Genomic DNA, 21,268 nt, shown 5'->3' with positions numbered 1-21,268 from the left:
TAGGTCGTCTCCTTATTACGCTGGCTGAGTTGTAACATCAGCAGCGATACTACCTTTAGGGGCACGAACGGTTTTCCATGTGTTGTAGGCCATGATAAGCATGCCAGTAACCACGAAACAACCACCAATGAAACGAACCACATAGAAAGGTTTAGACGCTTCAAGCGATTCTACAAAGCTATACGTTAATGTACCGTCAGCATTTACTGCACGCCACATTAGCCCTTGAAGAACACCTGACATCCACATTGCTACGATATAAAGCACTACACCAATGGTTGCTAACCAGAAATGAACATTAACAAGACGTGTGCTGTACATCGACGGCTGACCAAACAGGATAGGTATTAAGTGGTAGATAGAACCAATTGATACCATGGCTACCCAACCTAGTGCACCAGAGTGTACGTGGCCGATAGTCCAGTCTGTGTAGTGAGACAATGCGTTAACTGTTTTAATTGCCATCATTGGGCCTTCGAAGGTAGACATACCATAGAAAGACAATGAAACAATTAAGAAACGTAATACAGGGTCAGTACGCAATTTATGCCATGCACCAGATAGCGTCATTATACCGTTAATCATTCCGCCCCAAGAAGGAACGAATAGAATGATAGACATAACCATACCTAGCGACTGTGTCCAATCGGGTAGGGCAGTATAATGTAAGTGGTGAGGACCAGCCCAAATGTACAATGAAATCAATGCCCAAAAGTGAACAATAGATAATCTGTACGAGTAAACTGGGCGACCTGCTTGCTTAGGAACGAAGTAATACATCATGCCCAAGAAGCCAGCAGTTAGGAAGAAACCTACTGCGTTATGGCCGTACCACCACTGCATCATGGCGTCTACTGCGCCTGCATACAATGAGTAAGACTTAGTGAAAGACACCGGAATGGCCATGCTATTACCAATATGCAATACAGCAACGGTAAGCATGAACGCCCCTAAGAACCAGTTCGCAACATAAATATGCGACACTTTTCGGATAACTAGGGTTCCGAAGAAGTTAATGATATAAGCGAGCCAGACCAGCGTAATCAGTATATCGATTGGCCATTCTAGTTCAGCGTATTCTTTCGAGCTGGTTAAACCTAAAGGTAGAGAAACTACCGCCAATACGATAACGGCTTGCCAGCCCCAAAACGTAAATGCAGCAAGTTTATCACTGAACAGTCTAACCTGAGAGGTACGCTGAACGATGTAGTATGACGTTGCGAACAACGCACAGCCGCCGAAGGCAAAAATAACGGCATTGGTGTGCAAAGGACGCAGACGCGAAAACGTTAGCCATGGTGTGTCAAAGTTAAGCATAGGTGCAAATAATTGCGCGGCAATAAATACCCCTAGGCCCATACCAATGATACCCCAGACTATGGTCATAATGGTAAATTGCCTAACTACTTTATAATTGTAGTCAGGTTGTGCTTGGCTTATTTCACTCATTTTAATGAATCTTCCACTTCAAATGAACTATGGTCTCCAACAGCCGTTCAAGTACGGTCTAGACATGCGAAAGCAACGGAATAACGCTTCACACCGAGCTCGGAAAGAGTAATAATTATAGTCTCCAAGCCAGTTGGTACGCGGATGATAAGGTTTTTAATTACAAAAAGATACCATAAACTACCTGAGCTTGATCTCCATCAATGAAGAAATATACAAAATTTAAGAAATGCTAAATAACAGTAACAAAAAGAGATCATTTTATTCACAAAAGTGGCTTACCCCACTTTGTATTTTTGTCGTTGCAGCATGTGTATTTACCGTGCATCAATACCAAATGTCCGCCACGCCTTCTTCGGGCCCCTTAAAGGAAATAGGAGAGAGCTGTACATTTGTCAACGAGCACTGTGAATTTTTAATACATGGCCAGCATGCCTATGCGGAATTTTCAGAGAAAGTAGAACCTGAAACCTCTATCACCTTAGTACTCGATTTACCTGTAGGTACAAACATAGAAAGCGCGTGGATTGAAGGCGTAAATATGTACATGGGAAAAGTGCCCGTGTTGCTAGAAAATAAACACAATGGGGAATGGTCAGGCTGGTTTATGTTGGGAAGTTGTAGTGAATCGACTATGAAGTGGCAATTGCGGCTAAATATAGAAGGGCAGGCAGCACCAAGCTACCTGAACTTCGAAACTAAAATTTAGTATTACTTACATTTGAGACTGTAAGTAATTAGCCAAGCCAAGGCGTTTCACTAGGCCAAGTTGTTGCTCTAACCAATGCGCGTGATCACGCTCGGTATCGTCAAGTAGTACGACTAAGATATCACGTGTTACGTAGTCTTTTTCAGACTCACATAGCGCGATAACTTCTTTAAGTTTTGCATCTACTTCATATTCAACACGAAGGTCGCTTTCAAGCATTTCAGGTACATCTGAACCTACTTTAAAGCCAGTCCGCGTGACCATGTCTGGAACGCCTTCTAAAAACAGCATACGCTCGATAAGTTTAGTGGCGTGGCCACGCTCATCGTCAAATTCGTGGTCGATTCGCTCATATAGCTTGGTAAGACCCCAATCTAAATACATTTGAGAATGAATGAAGTATTGATCCATAGCGGCCAGTTCATAAGAAAGTAGCTCGTTTAGACCTTTAATGATGGTCTGATTACCTTTCATTAGTCATCTCCCATTACTTGCGCCTGAAGGTAGTTTTCAATACCCATAGCGCCAATTTGATATTCTTGAGTTTCAATCCAATCTAAATGATCTTCTTCGTACTCTAAAATTGATTCTAGGATGTCGCGTGTAACGTAGTCCCGCTTCTCTTCGCACAGCGCGATGGCTTCGCGTAATAATGGTAACTGTTCTTTTTGGAATCTGGCATCGCAGCTCAGCATTTCCTCAGTATCTTCACCGATATAAAGTTTGCCCAACGCCTGAAGGTTAGGTAAACCTTCTAAAAATAGAATGCGCTCAATTAACTCATCTGCTTGCTTCATGTCTTTAATCGACTTTTTGTAGTTCTTTTCATTGAGCTCTTGTAAGCCCCAATTTTTGAACATACGTGCATGCAGAAAGTACTGATTTATAGACGTTAACTCACTGGTGAGTACATCATTCAGCTTCGCGACGACTTGTTTGTCACCTTGCATAGTAAAAACCTTAATTATCAATATGACGCTAGTGTAGACCGAAAACGTAAAGATGTCAAAAAATTACTTTAAAAACAACGGCATACAAATAGAAATGGTTATCACTTCATCCTTTGTTTGCATTAAGAATAGCGAGCTATTCCTGTTGCGTATTTGCATAGGCTAAACTTTCTTCCGCAAAACCTAAACCCGCTTCAGTGAAAAAGTTAAATACTTTATCAACACCTTGTTCTAGTAAGTAATTCACTTCATCCTCATACCGCGCGATTGCCGCTACTTTACCGGTATAACCTGCATTTCTAAGTTGACGGGTAATATTAATGGCATCTTGAATAGAAGGGAGTGCCAAAAGAATTAAGTGAACGTTTTTAATTTCTAGGTTGTCCCATAAGTCTACATCTTCACCGTCACCGCAAATAACGTTTAACCCTTCACTGGCAAGTTGTTTTACTTTCACTCTATCGGCGTCCATACCCCATACACTCACGTCAGCAAGTTTAGAAAGCGCATTAAATGCACCTTGCCCAACGCGTCCCATTCCCAACACTAAAAACTCTGCTTTGTGCAACGTAGGATAAATGTCTTCTTTAAGCCGGCGGTTCTTTTCGTAACGTTTAATCGTGTCTTTATATTTGTGATATTGAGAATGCGAGGTGCGATACAGCACACTAGTAATAACGAAAGAGACGGACAATGAAAGTGCAATCACTACTAACCAGCTTTCGGCCAATAAACCTAGCGATACCGCAAGCGCGCCTACAATAAGCCCAAATTCACTGAAGTTAGACAGCACAAGGCTACTTAAATAAGACGTTCGGCCTCGTAATCGAAGTGACGTAAATAAGCCAAAGAATAGGGCAGCCTTTATAGGGATAAACAAACAGAATACCAACGCGATAATAATCATGTTGAAATCAGGAAGCGCGGTCAGCCCGATGGTAAGGAAAAAGCCTATCAGGAATAAGTCTTTGAAGCTAAGTAACGATTTAGCAAGCTCACTGGCCTTTTCATGTTGCGCTAACATAATGCCAAATATCAGTGCACCTAAATCGCCTTTTATATTCACAAGCTCGAATAGGTGATAGCCGCCTAAGGCAAGAATGAACCCAGTAAGAGGGAGTAACTCTCCGTGACCTGACTTATTGATAACACGGTTAATAAGCGGCATCGCGGGAATAAGTGCCAACAACCCAAGTGCCCACACCGAAGGGAGTTTGCCTGTGGCAGCCACTAAAAATATAACAGCAAACACATCCTGCATAACCAAAATACCAATGGCAAGTCGGCCATGACGGGTTTTACTTTCACCGCTTTCTTCTAGCACTTTAATAACACAAACCGTACTGCTGAAGCTTAACGCAAAAGCAATCAGCGTAGCGCTTTGCCACGTTAGCCCTTCTATATACTGGCTGGCTACTGCAGCAATGCCATACACACCACAAGTCACAATGCCCACCCAAATGAGAGTGTGCGAAATACTACCGGCCCACACTTCGCGTTTACTTAGGTCGCGAACGTTTAATTTTAAACCAATAGTGAACAACATAATGGTAATCCCCAAGTTGGCTATCTTGGTAAGATCATCAGTGAGTGTATAACCTGAAAAATTTAGTAGGAAGCCAGCGACTAAGTAACCTACTAACGGGGGGATCCCGATAAGTTTAACCGTTAAGCCGCAAACAAATGCGAACAGAAGAAATGCATACTCCATGAATTACCTTTCACCATTTCGATTGATTAGTACAAATAGGAATGTCTGTCGTCCGTTTAAGCCATAACATCCGTACCTTACATTCTTACATTAGTTAGCGCGGCGATCACTCAAAATACAAAACACGCTGATGTATATAGAGGTGTTTAGATTAGCATGTAATGAAACCGGAGCGAATGGGAAAAGATAGATACCATTATGTTGCGTTTATATCGCTGTAGGTTTTATCAATTAAAGATATAGTAATACGTAATATACCGCCTAATAAAACCCGAAATTGTGTTGGAACAGTAACAACTGGTAATCACATGTGGAGTAGCTATGCGAAATCAAATCTTAGGAAGCTTAACGGCATTATTTATTTGTAACCTATTGCTAGGTTTTTATTGGCATCCAGCGTGGTGGTTTCTATTGTTAACCGTGATGTTACTGGTTTTAGCGATAGTCGACACAGTCCAGAACAAACATGCGATTTTGAAAAACTTCCCGCTAATTGGCAGAACTCGCTGGACCATAGAGTCACTGCGCCCCTTTATACAGCAGTATGTTTTAGAATCAGATACTGGCGGCGCGCCTATATCCCGTATGTTTCGCTCTATTGTATACCAACGAGCAAAAAACAGTAGAGAAACCATTCCTTTTGGCACCCAGTTAAATACGTACGACGATGGTTATGAATGGATAGGACATTCATTATCGGCCCGTGATATTGATGAAATGAACCACGACCCAAGGGTAACGATAGGTGGAAAAGACTGCAAGCAACCATACCATGCGAGCATTCTAAATATTAGTGCGATGAGCTTTGGTAGCCTGTCTAAAAATGCCATTCTGGCGCTTAACAAGGGCGCAAAGAAGGGTAACTTTTTCCATAACACTGGCGAAGGAGGCTTAACGCCTTACCACGAAGAAAACGGTGGTGACATTGTTTGGCAAATTGGCACAGGCTATTTTGGGTGCCGGACCAAAGACGGGAAGTTTGATGCCAATTTGTTTAAAGACAAAGCGTGTTTGCCGCAAGTTAAAATGATTGAAATTAAGTTAAGCCAAGGCGCAAAACCCGGCCATGGTGGTATATTACCAGCCTATAAAAATACACCTGAAATAGCGAAAATTAGAGGCGTAGAGCCAGGTACTCAGGTAGATTCACCACCACGTCATAGCGCCTTTTCTACGCCATTAGAGATGATTGATTATATACAAAAGCTTCGCGACCTAAGTGGTGGCAAGCCCATTGGAATTAAACTAGCGTTAGGCAGAAAAAGTGAATTTATTGCCATGTGTAAAGCCATGGTAGAAACTGGTATTACCCCCGACTTTATCACGGTAGATGGAGGTGAGGGTGGTACCGGCGCCGCCCCACTGGAATATACAAACTCAATTGGATTCCCACTTAGAGAAGCACTGGCATTTGTAGATGATTGTTTGATTGGTTTCGACTTAAGAAAACAAATAAAAATTATTGCCTCAGGTAAAATTATCTCAGCATTTCAGTTGGTTAAAAACTTAAGTTTGGGTGCAGATATTTGTAATAGTGCAAGAGGTATGATGCTGGCGCTTGGTTGTGTGCAGTCATTGTCGTGTAACACTAATAAGTGTCCAACTGGCGTTGCTACGCAAGATCCAAAACTGGCTAAAGGGCTAGATGTGACGGATAAATCTGAACGCGTGTATCGCTTTCACAAAAAAACCTTACATGCATTAATGGATATGCTGTCTTCAACCGGCCATGTAAGTACAACAGAATTAAACCGCACGCATATATTTAGACGTGTAGATCAAGCAAGTATCGCGCGATACGACGAAATATTTCCGCTAGTAAAAACCGGTACATTATTAGGTGATGATATTCCCGAGCGATTTAAACTGCACGTCAAAGAAGCTAATTCTGATAGCTTTATGCCATGCAGCCTATTGGCTGAAATCGAAGAAGAAACGAAATCAGTGTCTTAATTGCCATCTTGTTCTGGCATGCGTAATTGATACAAACGATACTCGGAAGTTCGATAGGGCACTACTTTATATTTAGGTTGTAAATAAGCAACTAAATCAATGAGTTCCTGAACGGTAAGTACATTGTTCATATTACGCATGCGAGAATCTCCATCTACAGAAGTCATACTAACAGGCTGTCTACGCGTTAGCTTATGAGAGGGATTTATCACACTGGTGACGAGTTCTCCGTATGTAGTGATCCTGCCGCTGCTTCCCCCTAGAGGTATAGGTTTGGGAACTAAATAAGCATGCTCTTCTGGCATTGTTATGCCTTCTATTTGGTGACAGTCTGTACACTGGTACTTTTGAAATGCAACTTTGCCAGCATCGGCATTTCCCTCAGGTAAGCTAAAACCCCGAGGGGAATCTGGACCTAAATCGCATCCCGCCAATAAAAATGCGAAAAATGGTAATGCGGTAGTAAGTTTTGCCATGTTCACGACTCCAACTTTATTATTCTGAAACTTTATTATGGTGAAAATCTAGAACGGCGAATTGATTTCAATCAAAGAAATGTGAAGGGAAGTTAACTATATTGTAATTATCCACTCCCGTTAATGGAATGAACTAATGGAAGATTACAATACTGTTTTAGTACCTGTAGATGTGTTTTCAGACTATTCGCAAATTTTATCGAGAGCGTTGCGGGTTGCGCCAGACCCAAAAAACGTTCATTTACTTTATGTGGCATTTCCACAAACTAACGTTGAGCCATACGGACTGTTTTTGGAGCGTGACTATTCACAAGACGTGCAAGAACAAGCAATGACAAAGTTGAAAGATATCGCGGCAATCAACAATATTCCAGACAGCAATGTGAACGTAGAAATTGGTTCACCTGCGGATGAAATACATCACTTAGCTGAAAAGTTAAACGCCGATCTGATAGTAATAGGGACACATGGACAAAGTGGTCTTCGGCTTCTTCTAGGCTCTACAGCGAATGCTGTGCTGCACGGTGTGAAAAGAGATGTTTTGGCAGTAAAAATCTAAACAATAAAAAAGTCAGTGCGCTTAATGATAGTGCAAAAAAATACGTAACATATCTGTCATTTAAATAAGTTAGTGTTTAAGAATTATGACCTAAAACACTGTAATGTTATGCCACCAAAGCGATCAGGTTTTACTCGTTTGTACTTTGCAACTATCTATTCCGCTAGAGGAATAAAAGCGGCATTTTCCAGCGAAGCTGCAGTGAGACAAGAAGTTGTAGCGATGGCGCTACTCATTCCCATTGTGTCTGTATTAGAAGTAACAAACAGCGAAAGAGTATTGTTACTCTTTTCGCTGTTTGTCGTGCTGATCACAGAACTACTTAACACTGCCGTGGAAAAACTATCAGACCACGTAAGTACTGATATGCACGAACTGATAGGGAAGGCCAAAGACATTGGTTCAGCCGCAGTATTTATCAGCTTGGTTTTGGCGTTAGTAACGTGGGGAATCATCTTATTGTAATAATGTTAAAAACGTAAATTTGCGAAGATATACGTTTATCTACAAAAAGATGGCTAACCTATTACATAGTTTCAGGGCTTTTCTTTTTGTCGTAACACTGCTCGATTAGCGCTACCACCGAACTGCTTAAGTTCTTAAGGTGTGATGCATCAACGCGACTTTCGCCACCGTGATTCAAATCGGAAATAGTAAACACCACATCTTCACCACTAGAATTAACATGAACCAATACATCATCGTCTTCATCTACAAATGGCACCTTAATATAAAGTGGCTCATTGCTATCAGCAAAGTAATCGATAGCTTCATCAATTGCAGTGAATGCTGGTTTTTTTTCAGGGTGGAGAGACCAGGTCTTAGATGGGATGACGAGTTCAGCGATAGTTTTACCGTGTGACGCATTAATACCGTTAGACATAACATTTCCTTTTTTAATACCTATGCTAGTTGGTACGAACCCATTCGATAAATGGGTTCAAATTTGAAAGTAAACAAAAAAAAAAAGAGAGAAAAACGGGAGCGATAAAGGGCGTATACAGCCCTGCATAGTTACGCATAACCAAAAGTTAAAAATAAAGCTCTTATATCAACAAGATAAAGATTGGATCAAAAAGGAAAAAATCGTGATAATAGAAAAAATAACGAGGGAAATCCTATTTGAACAATAAGGCTAATACAAAACCCAAATTTAGCGCTTAAATTTTTCTGAAAGCTTGGCCATTCCACCGCGTTTAACGTTGGCTTGTTGAGTATAGTGACCAGGCATTTCAGGGGACTGCCAGCCTCCGGCCAATTGGAGTTCAGGCAAGGTAGCACCATTTTCTGCTAGTGAAACTGCGCCACCAACTCTGCCACTATGAGGCGTAATGTTTTCTTTTATTCCTGCACGGGCTGCAACTCGTTTCCATATTCGATAAACACTCGAATAATCGAGAATTGCAGATTCATGTGTTGGTGAATGATGATGTGTATTTGGCTGTTCGTTATAAGGCAGCAACGCATGCCCACGGTTTGACACACGGCGAAAAAGGATACCTTTGTTTATACGGCGAGGATCATCGATAAGTCTTTCGCTCTGTGTCTTAGCATCGAAATTAGCCTCTGATATATATTCATCAACCATGTTGATAGTGCTAGTAGAAATAAAACGATGTGAACCTTTACCGCTTTGATCAGACTTTGATGTTACAACTAAAATTGCATTATTACGTCTACTAATATGCTCAGCACATACACGTACTAACTCATCAGCTCGTAACAGTGCATCGAACATTAAGTTCATAATAGTTAAATCACGCATCTCTAATAATGTGTCTGGAATAATTTTATTGTTTATTACGTCCAATAAGTCGATAGAAAGCGGAACGGCTTGGTTATGACTAAGTTGGAACTTACGATTTTCAATAAGTGACAAACGAACGAAATCCCGCAGATAAACCGATTGGATGATAGGGTTAGGAAGTTTTGCAATGCCTAAAAATTTACTCAGCGCTGACAGACGGCGTTTGATAGTTCTGTAGGCTAGGGGAGACTTACACAGCTCTTCTACATAGCGTTTAATTGCGTATTCATTATGAGAGAAATCATCATTAAAACTGTCGATACGTTCTGACTGGCAGAAAATGGCAAAGTCGTTAAAGTCACTGATATAGGCGCGTTGGGTATTGCGAGGTAGCTTTGTGAATATGTCACGAAAATACGCATCAACATATTCAGCTCGTTCTGTACTAGCAGTGTCACCATCGACAATAGACAGTTGTGTATTTGAACCAGGTTTGAATATAGACGACATCTAACTAACTCATTGCTTTTATTATAATTAACACAGGAATTTCACGCATGATAATTGCAGTTATCATGCGTGAAATACGAGAATAGCCTTGTATTAACCCAATTCTACACATTTATACTGTTTTTATATACAGTTGCGTTGGTAATAATCCAATTTTTCCTTACTAATCGGCTATATATTAAACGTGCGCTACGTAAAATTTAACAGCATATACCTCTGTTATGTTCTCAGATTTCACGTAGAAGCACGTTCAAATTACCCAAGTTTCAACTTTACTGGGTCTAAACTTACTCTCCAAACAATTAACATACTCAGCACTAGGTTAAGCGTCTATTCAACTAGCATCACTTAGAAAATTCCTACAACAGACAAAGTATAAAATAAAAATTGTAAAAAAGGTTAGGCGTCTTATCCTCGGCAATAAAAGTAAATAAGAAGTAGTAGATAATCACCGCGTTAAATTAAACGCTGCTCAAACGATGAATATCGTATTGTTAAACAAATCTAATTATTAATAATAAATCCTGACATTATCATTTATGCATAAACACGATAAGGGCTCGTTGAGACACACAATCACATTTATAAAATAACTAACTAATTTGTTTCCATATAAATACTCAACAAGCTTAATAACGTCTCGTTAGTAATAAACATACGTAACGTATTTTTAAAGCTGCCACTAAATTATTAATAATGATTGCCAAGCTACAAATTTAACAGTGAGTGCATAATCCACAGAAAGCTTCTAATTGTTGTACTTAAGAAATGAGTTTCCATTTCAGCCTAATTAATTTAAATACAGCGGTAAAGCATGGCTAACCCTAGGACAGGGAACAGCCTTAAGACTGGCCACAGCGAGATACAGAGTTAGAAATGCATCGACACATAAACGCGCCTACCTCCATAGCTACATCAATGCCTTATTTAACATAATATACATTATGCGCAATCAGTAGTTTGTACAGGAAAGCCAACAAAATGAAAAAGTTGAAAAATGACGCCTTTACATTGCTTTACATTCCAAACGGCTGTTTTGTATACTCGCGCCGCGCTCATTTCTTCCTCATTCCTCCCCCTGCATTATCAATTAAAGTGATAAACGCGCAGTGCAGTATAAATTAAATAAATAAGGCTAGTCTTATGGATAAAATTTTCAATTCGCATCCGCATCACGCACTCAGGGCGGCGTTTCATTTCCCGAATGGCGATACTGACACAAGGCGCGCGGCTGATTTCTTTTGCGTAAGCCAGCGCACTATTCAGCACTGGATGGTTCACGAAACCTTGCCAGATTGGGCGGTCAAACTACTATCTATCCACATGCGCGGCTATTTGCCCCACAACGACGAATGGAAAGGCTTTCACGTAGTGGGCAATAAAATTCATTTCAATGGCTTTTACGGGGCGCGTGAAGTCAGCGCGCGGCAACTTATGGCGCTTGATTTCGCACTACCTAGCACAAGCGATATGAAAAATTCGATATTTTGGGATAAGTTTTTGAAAAAAGAGCGGCGAGAAGAAATGAAAAAGCGGGCACACTAGCCCGCTCGTTTAACTGTTTTTACCCTCCAATCTCGTTAAGCGTAATTCATGCTTAAGCACGACATAACCTAGAATGCACATCACCCCATTAGCGCCCGTTCCCAGTAGGGCGCTAATTAAATCAAAGGTTTCTTTCATTGTCGCCGCCTATAGCCCGCGACGCCAACAAGCGCACCGCTTAACACCATGATAAAATCAATGTACCAATCGGGCATTTGCCTAACTTCGACAAACCCGCGCATGGTATAGGCTTGCAGGTACGGAATGAACACACTGATAAACGGATAACACCACATGCCGATAAGCGCCAAGCCCACGCGCCCATCTAAGGCCGTAGAAACGCCTTGAGCGGCTTTTTTCGTTCCGCTGGTAAGGTTATTCACTAAATCACGTAAAATCGGCGCTATGGCCGTTAAAATTTGAATCATGGCATTGTTTCCCCATGTATTAGGTCGTATATCCACGAACCCAGTTTAAAATTGCTGTCACCTGTTACCGATGCGCCCACACCATCAACACCAGACGCAAACACATTATCGTTGTTTAGCGGATTAACTGCATTGGCCGCTTTGCTGGCCTTTTTCTGGCCGTACTCAACCGCGACCAGTGCAACCACGGCGACCACGGCAATTTGTCCGGCTGGCGTTGTTAAAAATTTCGTTACCTGCTTCATGCGTAAAACCCCGCTGAAAAGCCATTATAAATAACTTGCTCAGAATATGGCTGTTCGCCGTTTTCGTGGTAAATCATGGCGGCAATTACATCGATATAATCTGCATCGCCCAGCACCACATCACGCCCCAGCCCTGTCTGATTTTCAATGCTGGCAATATACGCGCCTGTTTTATTTTCAGTGTCTGGTGCCCATCGCGTAACAATTTGCGCAATTGTCTTAAGTTGATATTTATCACGGTAATTTTTTAACAGCTTGGCGGCGGCGCGTATGCCCATTTCTGGCGTATTGAATTGCTCGAATTCGCTATCGCTTGAACTGCTCACCTCGCCTTGCCAATCGTTACCCACACGGATATTCAACGGGTTATTGTTTCGAATGCCGCGCGGCTTGTTATCACTTGCTTTCATAAATCCCCCTAGTAAGGCGACGCCAAGCGCCGCCCCCAGTAAATACGCGGCGCGCATTAGTTAACTTCCGACATAATGGCAACCTTAAGCCCGCCAGCCTTCGCCGTTTTACCTTCAACAATGATACAAATATCATCATATCGTGCATAAGCCTTGCCTAGCGTCGTAATGTTTAGTGAACGGCACGTGCTAGACGCCCCTTTTTCAAACTTAAACACCTCTCCGCCTTCGCAGAAAAACAACTCTGTTGTAGATCCAATCAGCACGCGCCCGCCTAGCCCGTGCATCAACTGAAAATCACCATCAGAGGTTAAGTAAGAACTAAATCGTTCGCCGTTAAAGCTGTAAAGCGTCTTGCTCGACGTTAGCACGAGTAAGTCACCTGTGTGTTCGTCAACTATAAGCCCGCCCGACGTGATTGTTTCCGGCGTTGAATAGCCTTGCCAAGTCTGCCCCTTATCCGCTGTTTTATATAAAAAGTTGGACGTTAACAACCAAATGACATTATCTGCGGTAATTGCCATTCCGTAAGGGATATACCCCTCGTCAGGAACCACCACACCCGACATGGCAAAGGGCGCGCCATTTTCTGATATTTGAAGACCTACTGTTTTTTGATACTCGGCGCGAATTGTGCCGCGCGCGTCGATGGCGTATGACGAAGACTGACCTTGAGTATTCCCCATTGCATCTTGTGTAACTTCTAGCGTATCGGGGTTAATGGTTATCCAGTTTTTATCATAACCACTACTTGTGCGTATGGGCGCACTGTAAAAGCCGCGATGGTCTATTGCGCCAATATCATCAATCGGATTCCCCGCAAACCCAGCCGCCCCCAAATCGGCGCTTAAATCAGCGCTCACCCTTCTTAAATTGCCACCCTTAAACATAAGCAATTCGTCGCTTTGCGGGCGACCTATAAAGTGCTTACTGTCTGTTGGTGCGATGGCAGTTCCTGCGGTTGGCGCTATTGTTGGCGCTTGCACGTCTCCAATTGTCGCCGATGTTGTCACCGTCGGCGGGTAATCGCCACTCGTTTCAAGTGCCCACACTGCGCCCTGTGTTGCCATGGTAAACACCTGCCCCGCCGCCAGCTTTACGCCGTTTTGAATTGAAAGGTTTGAACCCCCTAAAAATATGTCCTTTTCAGGCGTGAGCGTAATACGATTTCGCCCCACTTGCGCGGGCAGTAGCTCGGCTGCTTCACTTGAAAACACTTGCCCCACGGTAGAAATAAGGGCGTTTGACCCCACCTCGCGCGCGGTGTCTGGTGAATATGCCAGGGGAACGTCGGAAATCCAAACCTTTGTTTGCTGGTCGTTGTCTGACTTAAGCGCGACACGCTCAAACGTCGGCAATTCAAGCGCCATACCGCTAACCATCTTGGTTTGAAATACCTTACCCTTAGAATCGGTAATTCGCGCCGTCATTTCACCCGCAGCCAGCACAATGTTAATGTGTCGGCCTTGTCGGGTTACCTCATTAAATCGCCCTGCTTTTAGCAAAATATCAAATAGCATGCATCACCCCTTTTTTCTAAACATGTAAGCGGCCATTACGCCCGCCACGGCGACGAGCGCCACGGTTTTCATATTGGTTTCAGCCAATGCCGCGCCGTCAGAGCGACTAAATTGCTCCGTGAATTGCATCATCTGCTCAAACCCATCATTGAGCGCCGCGTTTGTGTCGGCTTGCTGCGCGCGGGCGTTACCCGATAGTGCAACCGCTAATTCATTGCCCATCTGCACTTGGGTAAGTGCGCTATCGTGAACCATCATTGCACTATCAAGCGTTCGAGCGTTCACCCCATCGGCCAATTCTAGCGCATCACCTGTCACGCCTTGCATTGCGCTTACGCCGTTGTTAAACAGCCCGCTTGCAAATTCCATGGAATCAGTCGCCACGCCTTTCACGTAACCCATTGCAGAGTTTGCCGTCGCATGACTGTCGCGCGTTGCTGCGCCCATCCCCGCAATCATGCCGTCGTATGCATCCATGACGTTAGGGTCAACCATGGTGATAGTGCCCGTATTATTGTTGAAATCACCCTCAATTAATGATTCCTCATGCACATCAATTGAATTATCCCAATTAGCGTTGGCATAATCATTTATGACGCGATTGTCATAATTGTTTGTCGTATTGCTGCTTTTGCTGCTAGATGAAAATAAACCCATTAGCGACGCCCCATAAACATGAATGCAGCCACGGCAACCGCTGCCACAATTAACACGGTGTTATCACTTGCCGCGCCACCGCTGGCCGTATTGCTTTTATAAGTAAAGGCGTTATCGAACGCGTTTTCGCCTTTTGCATCAGACGCGGTACTTGTTGAAAGCCCGCCGCCCCCCGTTAAACTTGTTAACTGTCCAAACATAATATTTACCCAAAAAAAAAGCCGCTCACACGAACGCGGGCGGCTTTACACTTAAATTGCGGCAAAGCCTTACTTAAAGCCTTTTGCCTTCATCGCTAGCCCCATAACTAGCACGCCCACCGAAAACATCAGGAAACCCTTATTGATTTCGTTTGACGGCGTAACGCTAGCTGCCTGTTGGTCAGTCGCGGTTACATCGACTTTAATTGCAGCCCCGTTTGCCAATTCTGGCGCGGTTTGCTTTGCAACTTGGTCGCCGCCGCTGGTGCTTTTTTGCGCCTTAACTGCTTCAACCTGCCCCCAAAGCCCGATAGCATTTGAAAGTAGCGCGTTACCTTGCTGCAACCAACCGCCCGCAGACGTGGTTGCCGTTGGCGTTACTGGTAGTGTTGTTTGATTTTGCATACCCTACCCCTTAGAAGCGACCCACGCCCCATGTATCTACGTACTCAACCATCACTTCGATTTGACCCGCGCTTTCAGCGGTGCAGCGTAAGCGCATGTCGTTAATGGTTGCATCAAGCGGTAATGATTGTTGAATATCGCCATCCATCACCATGTCGATAACGGTTGATTCGTGCGTTTCTGGCGTGCGGCCATAGAATGACTGAATGCTGGCCGCTGTTTTCGCGTCTAAATCATGCCAATTTACGTTATTCACCAAAAGCATTGCCTTTGACAAATCGCAAACGCCATCACTGTTATCATCATGCATATACAGATGAATTGCAGCGATAGACGCGCCCGCAGGTTTCGGGATGTTATCAATATCAAACGTACCCGCCGCATCGACGTTTTTGAAGAAACGACGCACTTTTGTTAGGTAGTTTGGTGCACCTGCAACGGCCATCGACTTTTCAGCAAATGCTTTAAGCTTTGGATTAACTGCGCCCGCATCAATATCAATGTTAATCGCAGCAACACTAATACCCTGTGTCGGGCTTGTATCTAAGCCGAAAAAGCGACGTTGCGAAAGGTTGTGGAGTTCGTCACGGGTAAAGTTAAACACAATACACCCGTCTTCGGTTGCGCGGTTATAGTGCTTATCCATTGACAGTAGACGGTTGCCGTCGGGATATTCTGAAACGATACGGTCATTCAATTTAATTTCAATATCGCGCAGCTGACCCGCTGTTACACCTTCGTAATACAGAAAGATTTTTTCGTATACGTTACCCACTGGCAAATTAATTGTAACGGTGTTACCCGCTGCAACGTTGGCAATCGTTGGCAATTGGTCGAGTGATTTCATGTACTCGACCCCTTACAAATATTTTTTGATAGATAGCGGCGCAAAGTTTTTAATTGCGGCGATAACTAGAACAGATGCTAATGCACTTTTTAAAGTAGCTTTGGTAATCATAATTTCCCCTGCTTCACAGCGTTGGAATGGTTAAAAGAAATAGTAATAACTCGTTAAAGTCGGCTAAACCTTAACAAAAACAAAGAGTATTATTCAATTTATAAATAACACTCTTTACTAAAAACCCGTTAACGGATTAGCTTTGTTCGTTGCGTCTTAAGATTTCCCGCCCGTAACGATAAATCAGCCCGTTTATAAACAATAAAATCTAGCGGTATCATCTTAGCGATTAGCGACACATCGCAATCCATTTCACTTGCTATCGCCTTGCGGTCAGCCATGCGCCCCAATGCACAGCAATGAATAATGGCGGCGTTACTCAATATGGTTTTATCCGCTTCGGCGGGGCGTTGTGTTACTGCCAATATTTTCACGCCGTATTTACGCCCGCGACGAATGAGCGTGCCCCAGTTAGGCGGCGCTTTTCCTGCACTGGTAACGTCGGCTATTTCTTCGGCCACCGCGACACACTCGCCCCACAAGAACGCACAGCGCGCCCAAAATTCAAAGGTTTTGACGGTTGAGCGCATTGGCGCATAAGTGATTTTTAGCGGCTTTTTGGCGTGAGATTGCAGCATTTTTGCCAAGTCGTTGGCACTGGTAACGCGAACAAAACCGCGCTGGTCGCCGTATTCGTCGTCAGGGTCATAAACAACAACCCGTTTAGCCTTTTCAATGACTTTTTTTACATGGCTACTTTTGCCCGTGCCGGAGTTACCGCAAATGTATTCGTGTTCGGCTTTTAGTGCCGTATTAGCGCGACTCATTAGAGCACCACACTTGCAATCTGGTGTGAATTGTCGGCTTTCACTGTACTATCGGGAGCGCTTTCCTTTTGTTTTTCCTTGTTTTTTTCGCCTTTCTTCCCGCCTTCCTTTTCTTCGTCGGGAACTTTTTTCAACGGCACGCCCGCACGCGATTTAATCACCATTGCAGTTACCATTAGCGCGGATAATTCAAGACCGTATTTATCAAGTCCTGAATTGGGCATATATTTGTCAAGTAATGCGCCGTAGACCGCGCCTAGCTGCTCGGATTCTTCGCGCTTAATGTTCCAGTTAGGCGCAAATATATCAGCGGTTACTTGAACCACATCAGCCATTAGCGCGCCGCTTGGGATTTCACTTTCTTCATTAACGGATTGCTCACCCGTTAACGGCGCGTCGGTTTCGTCAAGTTCGGCGGCGGCGGCATAAACACCTGCCCATTCTTGCTCGTTCATTACGGGCGAGTCGCCGCCCGCGTCGATTGCTTCGATTTCTTCGTTCATTACTTCCCCTGCTTCACAGCGTTGGAGTGTTAAAAAATAATTAGGCGGTCACTTCGTCGTCGTCACTTAAGAACCACCCCAAAAGCCCCTTGTCTTTTACATCGTTAACGGGTTTTGTCTCGTTAACGGGTTTTACTGCCCGTAACGGCTGGCCGTTCTCGCCAATGAAGCGCGCGTTTTCGTTAATGAATTTTTGCCCCTCGTATGACGTGGGTCGAATCTGCCCGCATTGGCAATACCAGTAAAGCTTTCTCGTTCCCGTTGCATAGCGTCTAATCTCGCCTTCGGTTTTACAAATTGGGCAATCAATGTGCCCTATTGTTGGGTTAGCCACTATTCATCCCCCTCTAAAGCTTCAACTACGGCCAGCAAACCACCAATAAGCGATTTATCTTTCTTTTCAAGTAGTGAGCGCATAGATAACATGTTCGCCTTTTCCACTTGGCGTGAAAGTTCGATTTGCTCTTTAATGCAGTGTTTTAATTTGTTTATTGCGTTAGCTTTTTTCATACTTCATCAACTCTCAGTTTTAAAATGCCGTCGGCGGTTGCCATTATTACCCCGTTGTCTGTCACTACTGCGCAATTTTCAATTGCATGGTTACAGTTATCGACAACCTTCCAAGTAAACAGGCTATCGCCTGTTTTTAACGCCTCGCTGCGCGCTGGCGTGACTTGCTCTTGAACCCAAACACCCACACGCGTCACAAACTCAGCCCCATTAATGACAATGCCCTTAATGCGCTTCATTTCCTCACCGTAGCGGGCGGTATCCGTTTCTTTTATCAATTCACACTTGTGCGCTAACTTCTCAAACGCGTACCAGTCCGGTACTTTCTCGTCGTCTTTTGTGCCGCCTGTTGCGTCAATTAGCTGCTGTATTTCTTCACTTGCTTCAGTGATGCGTAAACGGCGAATCTCACGAAAAACCGTAATACTCTCAATACCAAAAAATTGAAATTGCCTAATAGCATGAAAGCTTGACCACGCCCGCACGCGCTCGGCGGCGCTCACTATGTCTAAATCGGTTTCATTGTCGAACGGGTCATTTGATTTCACCCCCTTCGCCATGGATTCACCGTCTAGGTTTTTAGATATGTATTTCGCCACGTAGCGCGCGGCGTGCTTTGCATTTTCCAGCTTGACCACATCAAAGCGGGCGCGGCGCTTTTTAGGCGTGTTTAATTCGTCGGCATCTTCTTTGCAGAATTCGTCACCGATAACTTTCAGGGCGGCGGCGCTTTGTTCTGGCGTGAAAAATATCAACATGTGCCAATGCGGGCACGCATCTTTATGCGGCTCAACCACGCGAAACCCACGAAACGAAATGCCATGCTTTGACAGCTTGGCGCGTGCCAGTGCCCACACTTCGACAAGGCGACTTTGCACATCGCGCGGCATTGCACCACACCAGTTTTTACCGCTGTTATAGTGGTATTTACTCGGTGCTGTCATCGTCAAAAAGTACGCATCAAGCCCGCTACGCTCTGCCCACTCTGTTAACCCATCAACCCGCACGTTTAACTCGATTTCCCGTATACGGGTATTTGATGCGCCTTTTTCGGCGGCATCTTTCAATAAAACCGTTTCTTCAAGTTCGTCATTTACAAGTAAAACACTTGATAAAAATTGCTCGCCCGCCGCCACTTGTGCGCGATAAGCCTTAAGCCCGCCATTACTAATGTAAGGCGTTTTTGGCGTCACTTCGCCCCATGCGATAGCGACATTTTCACGACAAAGACGCCCTAAGCGTTCAACCTTTTTATCAACCCATTCTTCACATAAAAGACGGTTTACAATGGCGACAATATTTGATTTCTCGCCCTCGCTTTTTTCCTCTTTTGACAGTGGCGGCACTTGAACCCCCGCCGCTGCATACATCTTGCCCGCTATACGGTACGTTTCTAATGCATCACCGTCACACTCGGATGCAATACGGCGCGCGGCCAGCAATAGCGCCCGCTTTTCTCGCTCTCGCGTTTCAGTCGCATAAAGCGCATTAAGCGGCAAGCGCCACGCACAAAGTGCATTTTTAAGCGCATGAGATTTTTTTATTAGTGCTGCATTGGCATTTTTGACACACTGAAAAACGGGCGTGCCCTTGCCTGATTCGAGATTTTTTTGATAAATATCAGCAAAAACGCGGGCGGCGCGCTTTTGATATTGAATAGGGAATCGCGGCAATACAGAATCACGGGTAAAGGCTAAAAGCTTGTACCCTACCCGTTCCGCTTCGCGCTTGCTTGTTAGGTTAGGTACTTCAATAAAAACACCTAAACTACATACTTCCACTTTCATGCGGCACTCGACTTAAGTTGCATTTTTTCAAGCGATTGCTGAAACGCAAGGTCGGCACCATACCAACCGCACAGGTAAGCAAACAGCATTAAGCACTCGACAATCTGAATTTTTATCTGGTAGGTGCGATTGCCCTTAAGCACGCTTTTAATGGTGTTTTTAGCAATGGCTTTTTGCTCTGATAAGCCGCGTTGTCTAATGGCATCGGAAAACATACCCACGTAGTAAGGTGCACCCGTTACAATAGGGTCATAAGAACCAAGGGCGCTTTCAGCCATGAATGCGACGCGCTTTTGATTGTTCGGTGAAATAATTTCAAGCCTCATGACTCAACCCCTAGTGCAATTAAATCGGCGTTTAAGCCTTCGCGCTTACATGCAGCCTTAAGCAGGTTGTTTTCACTGTATAGCGCATCAATAATGTTGTTAATGGGGCGCGGCAATGTGGCAAGCCTTACAAATCCGTGAGCCGTCTTACCATCACCTAACGGCTTCACCGAAGTAATAAGTAGGAATTCACACTCAATATAACCGGCTGCTTTTTGCTCTCGTATCAAATCGTTTGTGCTTTTTGACACCTCTGGCTCTACTGCCACCACATCAGCTACAGACAGACCGTGACTAACTTCTGTGATGAAAAAAGGCTGCAACCCTGCTAGCACTTCTGAATAGGCGGCGTTAGGCAAAGTAAAAAGGGCTTTGTACTGCTTTGAAAAGTAATCCATGTTTATCTACTGCTCGTAAGGAAGTGCGACCACAATAAATACATGGATTAAAATTGTAAAGAGTGCTATTTATTTTGAATAGGTTATTATTGCATCAATTCACAAAGGGACTTACTATCATGCAAAGCAATCAAGAAATGGTGAAAACAATGGATTATGAAGAACTACTACACTGGTGCATATTCCGCAGCCCCAAGCGTACAGCGAAAAGCGCGGCTGAAATGTTAGGAATACACCCCGTTCAGTTCGGCCAGTGGCGCAACTGGGAAAAAAGCAATTGCACCCCTACCGATGAACAATGCGTAAAAATTGCCGACCTATGCGCCCTCGACCCTTATGTGGTATGGCTTTCAGTGCAAAGTGCCAAGGTAAAAAACGACACAATCAAAAGCGCACTAAAAAGCAGAATTGACACACACAAGCATCACCCATTAATGACAGGTACGGCGCAATAATTGCGCCTGTGCATAAGTCTATCAAGCCCAGTAAATACGCGGCTTTAGATAGTAAAGAATACTTTTAACTTAATATACATTATGCGCAAT

At 43.9% G+C, this 21,268-nt stretch carries 29 protein-coding genes; 6 read left to right on the top strand and 23 right to left on the bottom strand.

All coding sequences use genetic code 11. The annotated features are described in order from the left end of the window. Positions 1-15 precede the first annotated feature (15 nt). Complete coding sequence (gene ccoN / locus JKP82_RS17275) at positions 16-1,449, bottom strand: cytochrome-c oxidase, cbb3-type subunit I (RefSeq protein ID WP_159530344.1); 1,434 nt, start codon at positions 1,447-1,449, stop codon at positions 16-18. A 322-nt stretch (positions 1,450-1,771) separates the two neighbouring features. Here ccoN and JKP82_RS17270 point away from each other — a divergent pair, with 322 nt between their 5' ends. Further along, positions 1,772-2,158 carry a hypothetical protein gene (locus JKP82_RS17270; RefSeq protein WP_309475344.1) on the top strand — a complete coding sequence of 129 codons (387 nt, stop codon included), beginning with the start codon at positions 1,772-1,774 and terminating at the stop codon, positions 2,156-2,158. Between the two features lie 6 nt (positions 2,159-2,164). On the opposite strand, the gene bfr (JKP82_RS17265) is transcribed toward JKP82_RS17270, so the two are convergent. The 3 genes from bfr (JKP82_RS17265) to JKP82_RS17255 form a co-directional block, all read right to left on the bottom strand. Next, complete coding sequence (bfr, locus tag JKP82_RS17265) at positions 2,165-2,632, bottom strand: bacterioferritin (RefSeq protein ID WP_159530340.1); 468 nt, start codon at positions 2,630-2,632, stop codon at positions 2,165-2,167. Then, entirely contained in the window at positions 2,632-3,108 is a 477-nt protein-coding gene (gene bfr, locus JKP82_RS17260) for a bacterioferritin (RefSeq protein WP_218398001.1), read from the bottom strand. The genes bfr (JKP82_RS17265) and bfr (JKP82_RS17260) overlap by 1 nt, the downstream gene beginning before the upstream one ends. Positions 3,109-3,244: 136 nt before the next feature. Then, a complete protein-coding gene (locus JKP82_RS17255; RefSeq protein ID WP_062086274.1) occupies positions 3,245-4,819 on the bottom strand; it encodes a cation:proton antiporter domain-containing protein in 1,575 nt (524 codons plus the stop codon). A gap of 321 nt (positions 4,820-5,140) precedes the next feature. On the opposite strand from JKP82_RS17255, the gene JKP82_RS17250 reads away from it, so the two are divergent. Further along, a complete protein-coding gene (locus tag JKP82_RS17250) occupies positions 5,141-6,772 on the top strand; it encodes an FMN-binding glutamate synthase family protein (RefSeq protein ID WP_159530336.1) in 1,632 nt (543 codons plus the stop codon). On the opposite strand, the gene JKP82_RS17245 is transcribed toward JKP82_RS17250, so the two are convergent. Then, the gene (locus JKP82_RS17245) at positions 6,769-7,248 is read right to left on the bottom strand and encodes a c-type cytochrome (protein WP_218397999.1); all 480 of its coding nucleotides are present in this window, start codon (positions 7,246-7,248) and stop codon (positions 6,769-6,771) included. The genes JKP82_RS17250 and JKP82_RS17245 overlap by 4 nt on opposite strands. A 136-nt stretch (positions 7,249-7,384) precedes the next feature. Here JKP82_RS17245 and JKP82_RS17240 point away from each other — a divergent pair, with 136 nt between their 5' ends. Continuing rightward, a complete protein-coding gene (locus tag JKP82_RS17240; protein ID WP_159530332.1) occupies positions 7,385-7,807 on the top strand; it encodes a universal stress protein in 423 nt (140 codons plus the stop codon). Between the two features lie 108 nt (positions 7,808-7,915). Next, positions 7,916-8,272, top strand: coding sequence for a diacylglycerol kinase (locus tag JKP82_RS17235; protein WP_218397997.1), 357 nt, complete (start codon positions 7,916-7,918; stop codon positions 8,270-8,272). A gap of 61 nt (positions 8,273-8,333) precedes the next feature. On the opposite strand, the gene JKP82_RS17230 is transcribed toward JKP82_RS17235, so the two are convergent. Both JKP82_RS17230 and JKP82_RS17225 read right to left on the bottom strand, forming a co-directional pair. Continuing rightward, positions 8,334-8,690 carry a hypothetical protein gene (locus tag JKP82_RS17230; RefSeq protein ID WP_159530328.1) on the bottom strand — a complete coding sequence of 119 codons (357 nt, stop codon included), beginning with the start codon at positions 8,688-8,690 and terminating at the stop codon, positions 8,334-8,336. Positions 8,691-8,960: 270 nt separating this feature from the next. Then, complete coding sequence (locus tag JKP82_RS17225) at positions 8,961-10,064, bottom strand: tyrosine-type recombinase/integrase (RefSeq protein ID WP_159530326.1); 1,104 nt, start codon at positions 10,062-10,064, stop codon at positions 8,961-8,963. A 1,143-nt stretch (positions 10,065-11,207) separates the two neighbouring features. Here JKP82_RS17225 and JKP82_RS17220 point away from each other — a divergent pair. Continuing rightward, on the top strand, positions 11,208-11,609 hold the full coding sequence (locus JKP82_RS17220) for a hypothetical protein (protein ID WP_218397995.1): 402 nt from the start codon (positions 11,208-11,210) through the stop codon (positions 11,607-11,609). A gap of 9 nt (positions 11,610-11,618) precedes the next feature. Here JKP82_RS17220 and JKP82_RS20930 read toward each other — a convergent pair whose 3' ends face one another. The 16 genes from JKP82_RS20930 to JKP82_RS17145 all read right to left on the bottom strand — a co-directional run bounded on the left by JKP82_RS20930 (position 11,619) and on the right by JKP82_RS17145 (position 20,723). After that, positions 11,619-11,747, bottom strand: a complete 129-nt coding sequence (locus JKP82_RS20930; RefSeq protein WP_258544424.1) for a hypothetical protein — start codon at positions 11,745-11,747, stop codon at positions 11,619-11,621. Next, the gene (locus tag JKP82_RS17215; protein WP_218397993.1) at positions 11,744-12,037 is read right to left on the bottom strand and encodes a hypothetical protein; all 294 of its coding nucleotides are present in this window, start codon (positions 12,035-12,037) and stop codon (positions 11,744-11,746) included. The genes JKP82_RS20930 and JKP82_RS17215 overlap by 4 nt, the downstream gene beginning before the upstream one ends. After that, entirely contained in the window at positions 12,034-12,282 is a 249-nt protein-coding gene (locus JKP82_RS17210) for a hypothetical protein (RefSeq protein ID WP_218397991.1), read from the bottom strand. The genes JKP82_RS17215 and JKP82_RS17210 overlap by 4 nt, the downstream gene beginning before the upstream one ends. Then, a complete protein-coding gene (locus tag JKP82_RS17205) occupies positions 12,279-12,692 on the bottom strand; it encodes a hypothetical protein (protein WP_258544423.1) in 414 nt (137 codons plus the stop codon). The genes JKP82_RS17210 and JKP82_RS17205 overlap by 4 nt, the downstream gene beginning before the upstream one ends. A 56-nt stretch (positions 12,693-12,748) precedes the next feature. Next, positions 12,749-14,212, bottom strand: coding sequence for a hypothetical protein (locus JKP82_RS17200; RefSeq protein WP_218397987.1), 1,464 nt, complete (start codon positions 14,210-14,212; stop codon positions 12,749-12,751). A gap of 3 nt (positions 14,213-14,215) precedes the next feature. Then, positions 14,216-14,869, bottom strand: a complete 654-nt coding sequence (locus tag JKP82_RS17195; protein ID WP_218397986.1) for a hypothetical protein — start codon at positions 14,867-14,869, stop codon at positions 14,216-14,218. Beyond that, positions 14,869-15,069 (bottom strand): hypothetical protein, encoded by a 201-nt coding sequence (locus JKP82_RS17190; RefSeq protein WP_218397984.1) that lies wholly within the window; start codon positions 15,067-15,069, stop codon positions 14,869-14,871. The genes JKP82_RS17195 and JKP82_RS17190 overlap by 1 nt, the downstream gene beginning before the upstream one ends. 69 nt (positions 15,070-15,138) lie before the next feature. After that, positions 15,139-15,474, bottom strand: a complete 336-nt coding sequence (locus JKP82_RS17185) for a hypothetical protein (protein ID WP_218397983.1) — start codon at positions 15,472-15,474, stop codon at positions 15,139-15,141. A gap of 10 nt (positions 15,475-15,484) precedes the next feature. Then, positions 15,485-16,321: a major capsid protein P2 gene (locus JKP82_RS17180; protein ID WP_218397981.1), complete on the bottom strand. Its 837-nt coding sequence runs from the start codon at positions 16,319-16,321 to the stop codon at positions 15,485-15,487. A gap of 239 nt (positions 16,322-16,560) precedes the next feature. Beyond that, positions 16,561-17,199 (bottom strand): hypothetical protein, encoded by a 639-nt coding sequence (locus JKP82_RS17175; protein WP_218397979.1) that lies wholly within the window; start codon positions 17,197-17,199, stop codon positions 16,561-16,563. Beyond that, positions 17,199-17,702 carry a hypothetical protein gene (locus JKP82_RS17170; RefSeq protein ID WP_218397977.1) on the bottom strand — a complete coding sequence of 168 codons (504 nt, stop codon included), beginning with the start codon at positions 17,700-17,702 and terminating at the stop codon, positions 17,199-17,201. Before JKP82_RS17170 ends, JKP82_RS17175 begins: the two co-directional genes overlap by 1 nt. Positions 17,703-17,742: 40 nt before the next feature. Further along, positions 17,743-18,036 (bottom strand): hypothetical protein, encoded by a 294-nt coding sequence (locus tag JKP82_RS17165; protein WP_218397976.1) that lies wholly within the window; start codon positions 18,034-18,036, stop codon positions 17,743-17,745. Next, complete coding sequence (locus tag JKP82_RS17160) at positions 18,036-18,212, bottom strand: hypothetical protein (protein ID WP_218397974.1); 177 nt, start codon at positions 18,210-18,212, stop codon at positions 18,036-18,038. The genes JKP82_RS17165 and JKP82_RS17160 overlap by 1 nt, the downstream gene beginning before the upstream one ends. Then, complete coding sequence (locus tag JKP82_RS17155) at positions 18,209-19,999, bottom strand: replication endonuclease (protein ID WP_218397973.1); 1,791 nt, start codon at positions 19,997-19,999, stop codon at positions 18,209-18,211. Before JKP82_RS17155 ends, JKP82_RS17160 begins: the two co-directional genes overlap by 4 nt. Then, positions 19,996-20,325 (bottom strand): hypothetical protein, encoded by a 330-nt coding sequence (locus JKP82_RS17150; RefSeq protein ID WP_218397971.1) that lies wholly within the window; start codon positions 20,323-20,325, stop codon positions 19,996-19,998. Before JKP82_RS17150 ends, JKP82_RS17155 begins: the two co-directional genes overlap by 4 nt. After that, positions 20,322-20,723, bottom strand: coding sequence for a hypothetical protein (locus JKP82_RS17145; protein WP_218397970.1), 402 nt, complete (start codon positions 20,721-20,723; stop codon positions 20,322-20,324). The genes JKP82_RS17150 and JKP82_RS17145 overlap by 4 nt, the downstream gene beginning before the upstream one ends. A 119-nt stretch (positions 20,724-20,842) precedes the next feature. On the opposite strand from JKP82_RS17145, the gene JKP82_RS17140 reads away from it, so the two are divergent. Further along, on the top strand, positions 20,843-21,178 hold the full coding sequence (locus tag JKP82_RS17140) for a hypothetical protein (protein ID WP_218397968.1): 336 nt from the start codon (positions 20,843-20,845) through the stop codon (positions 21,176-21,178). Positions 21,179-21,268: the final 90 nt, after the last annotated feature.

This window comes from Alteromonas lipotrueae (genome assembly GCF_019249215.1).
GTDB lineage: Bacteria > Pseudomonadota > Gammaproteobacteria > Enterobacterales > Alteromonadaceae > Alteromonas > Alteromonas lipotrueae.
Note: the sequence above shows the minus strand (reverse complement) of the source record. Positions and strands in the feature narration are given on the sequence as shown.